Below are 2,305 nucleotides of genomic sequence, written 5' to 3'. Positions count from 1 at the left end.
GTCCCCGGCGTCCCGGGCCATGAGCGCGAACGGCTTGTTCCCGCGGGCCTTGCGGCGGCGCAGCCCGGCCACCGTCTCCGGCCGGGTGGCGTCACAGGCCAGGTGGTAGCCGCCGACGCCCTTGACCGCGAGGACGGCACCCGCGGCGAGCAGCGCGGCCGCCGCGCCGACGGGGTCGTCGTCGGAGGGGGACACGCACCCGGGTGCCGTGACGAGCCGCAGCCGCGGACCGCACGCGGGACAGGCGACCGGCTGCGCGTGGAAACGCCGGTCACGGGGGTCGTGGTACTCGCGGGCGCAGTCCGGGCACAGGGGGAAGTCCGCCATCGTCGTGTGCGCACGGTCGTACGGCAGGCCGGTGACGATGGTGAAACGCGGCCCGCAGTGCGTACAGGTGATGAACGGATGGCCGTGGCGCCGGTCGCCGGGGTCGCCGAGCTCGGCCAGACAGTCGGCGCAGGTCGCGGTGTCGGGCGCCACGAGCGTACGCACGGGTCCCCCCGTGCGGGACGCGACGATGCCGAAGCCGCTCTCCCGTGCGACCGGCAGTTCGCCGGTCTCCACCGACTCCACCACCGCGAGCGGCGGCGCGTCGGCCGCGAGCCGCGCGCAGAACCGGTCGACGTCCGAGGACGCGCCCTCGACCTCCGCCACCACACCGTCACCGGTGTTCGTCACATGCCCCGCCAGCCCCAGGCCGGTGGCCAGCCCGTACACGAACGGCCGGAAGCCCACGCCCTGCACCACGCCCCGTACGACGACACGGACGCGCCGTACGGGATTGGCGTCCGGTGCCGGTGCGGGACGGAGGCCGGGAGCGGTGCTCACGCCTCGGCCCGCGCCATCACCGGCGTGTGGACCGCGTCCCCCCCGGCCGCCGCGAGCGCCCGGTCCACCAGGACACCGGCGCCCTCACCGGTCCGTACGGAGGTCAGCACCACGTCGACCCCCGGGTTGACCCGCTCCACATGGGCGCGGAAGGCGGCCTCGTCGAACGCGGCGGGAGCAGCCAGGTCGGACTTGGTGACGAGCACCAGCTGGGCCAGGCCGAACGCGGTGGGGTACTTGAGCGGCTTGTCCTCGCCCTCCGTGACGGACGCCAGGACGACCCGCAGGGACTCGCCCAGGTCGTAGGAGGCCGGACAGACGAGGTTGCCCACGTTCTCCACGAAGAGCAGCCGGGTGGCGTCGGGCAGCCAGCCGTGCAGGTGCCCGGCGAGCATGTCCGCCTCCAGATGGCACAGCCCGTCGGTCAGGACCTGCCTGACCGGGACGCCCGAACGGGCCAGCCGCCTCGCGTCGTTCTCGGTGGCGAGGTCCGCGGTGAGGGCCGCGGTGGCGATGCCGCGTTCCCGCGCCAGCAGCAGCTCACGCTCCAGCAGGGCCGTCTTGCCGCTGCCGGGGCTCGACAGGAGGTTGACGACGGTGGTGCCCCGGGCCGTGAGTTCGGTGCGCAGGATGCCCGCCGCCATGGTGTTCCTGGCGAGCACGGCCTGCCGGAGGTCGACTGTGCGGCACATCGTCAGCTCTCCTCGGATCGCGATGCCGGTGTGAGGTCGGGTGCCGCGGGCGGCGCGGACCAGTGCACCTCGGTGATCCGCAGTTCGCGGCCCGAGAGCAGTTCGGTGGCGCCCCCGCGGCAGGCCGCGCAGATCATGTCCGGCGGCATCCCCGTGTCCCAGGCGCGCCCGCACGGTGCGCAGGAGGCCCGGCCGGGCACGGAGCGGGTGACGAGTTCGGCGCCCTCCAGCAGCGTTCCGCCGCAGGCGAGTCCGAAGCAGAAGGCGAGGGCCTCGGGGACGACGCCGGCCAGTTCGCCGATCTCGACGGCGACCCGGCGCACCCCGTGCGCACCGCCGGACCGTGCCGCCTGTTCGACCTGGTCCACGACGGACAGGGCGACGGACATCTCGTGCATCGCCGCTCCGTCCTGGGCCGGGGGTGGGGTCCGCTGCCCATTACAGGCACGGCCGGTGCGGCCGGCGGCCCGGCGCGCCGGGGCCGTAGCCCGTTCGGCGGGCGTCACATACTGCGGATGCGCAGGTACCGCCGCACGTCCGGCCAGAGGTTCACGGCGATCGTCGCCGCCGCGGACAGGGTGAGGACGGCGGCGGCACCGCCGACGAGGCGTTTGCTCATGGTGCTCTCCGAAGGGATGGAAGGGGGGTTTCGTCGCCGGCCGGTCCGCCGGCCGATTCGCCGGCCGGTCCGCCGATCAGTCCGGCGACCAGGCGCGCCGCCTCGGGCACCGCGGCGGCGACGCGCGGGCTGAGGCCGATGCCCTCCTCGACGGTGGCGGGCTCGC

The 2,305-nt window shown here is 75.0% G+C and carries 4 protein-coding genes; all 4 read right to left on the bottom strand.

The genetic code is table 11. The features are described 5' to 3' along the window. Positions 1 to 828 (bottom strand): acylphosphatase (locus B7767_RS36435; RefSeq protein WP_143652831.1); only part of this gene is annotated, 828 nt, incomplete at its 3' end. After that, on the bottom strand, positions 825 to 1,520 hold the full coding sequence (gene hypB, locus B7767_RS36430) for a hydrogenase nickel incorporation protein HypB (protein ID WP_085575772.1): 696 nt from the start codon (positions 1,518 to 1,520) through the stop codon (positions 825 to 827). The genes B7767_RS36435 and hypB, both read right to left, overlap by 4 nt. A 2-nt stretch (positions 1,521 to 1,522) precedes the next feature. Continuing rightward, a complete protein-coding gene (locus B7767_RS36425) occupies positions 1,523 to 1,918 on the bottom strand; it encodes a hydrogenase maturation nickel metallochaperone HypA (protein ID WP_085575771.1) in 396 nt (131 codons plus the stop codon). 104 nt (positions 1,919 to 2,022) lie between these two features. Continuing rightward, positions 2,023 to 2,139 (bottom strand): hypothetical protein, encoded by a 117-nt coding sequence (locus B7767_RS49450; protein WP_371101871.1) that lies wholly within the window; start codon positions 2,137 to 2,139, stop codon positions 2,023 to 2,025. Between the last annotated feature and the right edge of the window lie 166 nt (positions 2,140 to 2,305).

Origin of the sequence: Streptomyces sp. 13-12-16 (assembly GCF_002114215.1) — a bacterium.
GTDB lineage: Bacteria > Actinomycetota > Actinomycetes > Streptomycetales > Streptomycetaceae > Streptomyces.
Note: the sequence above shows the minus strand (reverse complement) of the source record. Positions and strands in the feature narration are given on the sequence as shown.

Bases quoted from the DNA above. Each gene is read 5' to 3' on its own strand.
- hypB (WP_085575772.1), bottom strand. From the start codon at position 1,520: ATGTGCCGCACAGTCGACCTCCGGCAGGCCGTGCTCGCCAGGAACACC.
- B7767_RS36425 (WP_085575771.1), bottom strand. From the start codon at position 1,918: ATGCACGAGATGTCCGTCGCCCTGTCCGTCGTGGACCAGGTCGAACAG.
- B7767_RS49450 (WP_371101871.1), bottom strand. From the start codon at position 2,139: ATGAGCAAACGCCTCGTCGGCGGTGCCGCCGCCGTCCTCACCCTGTCC.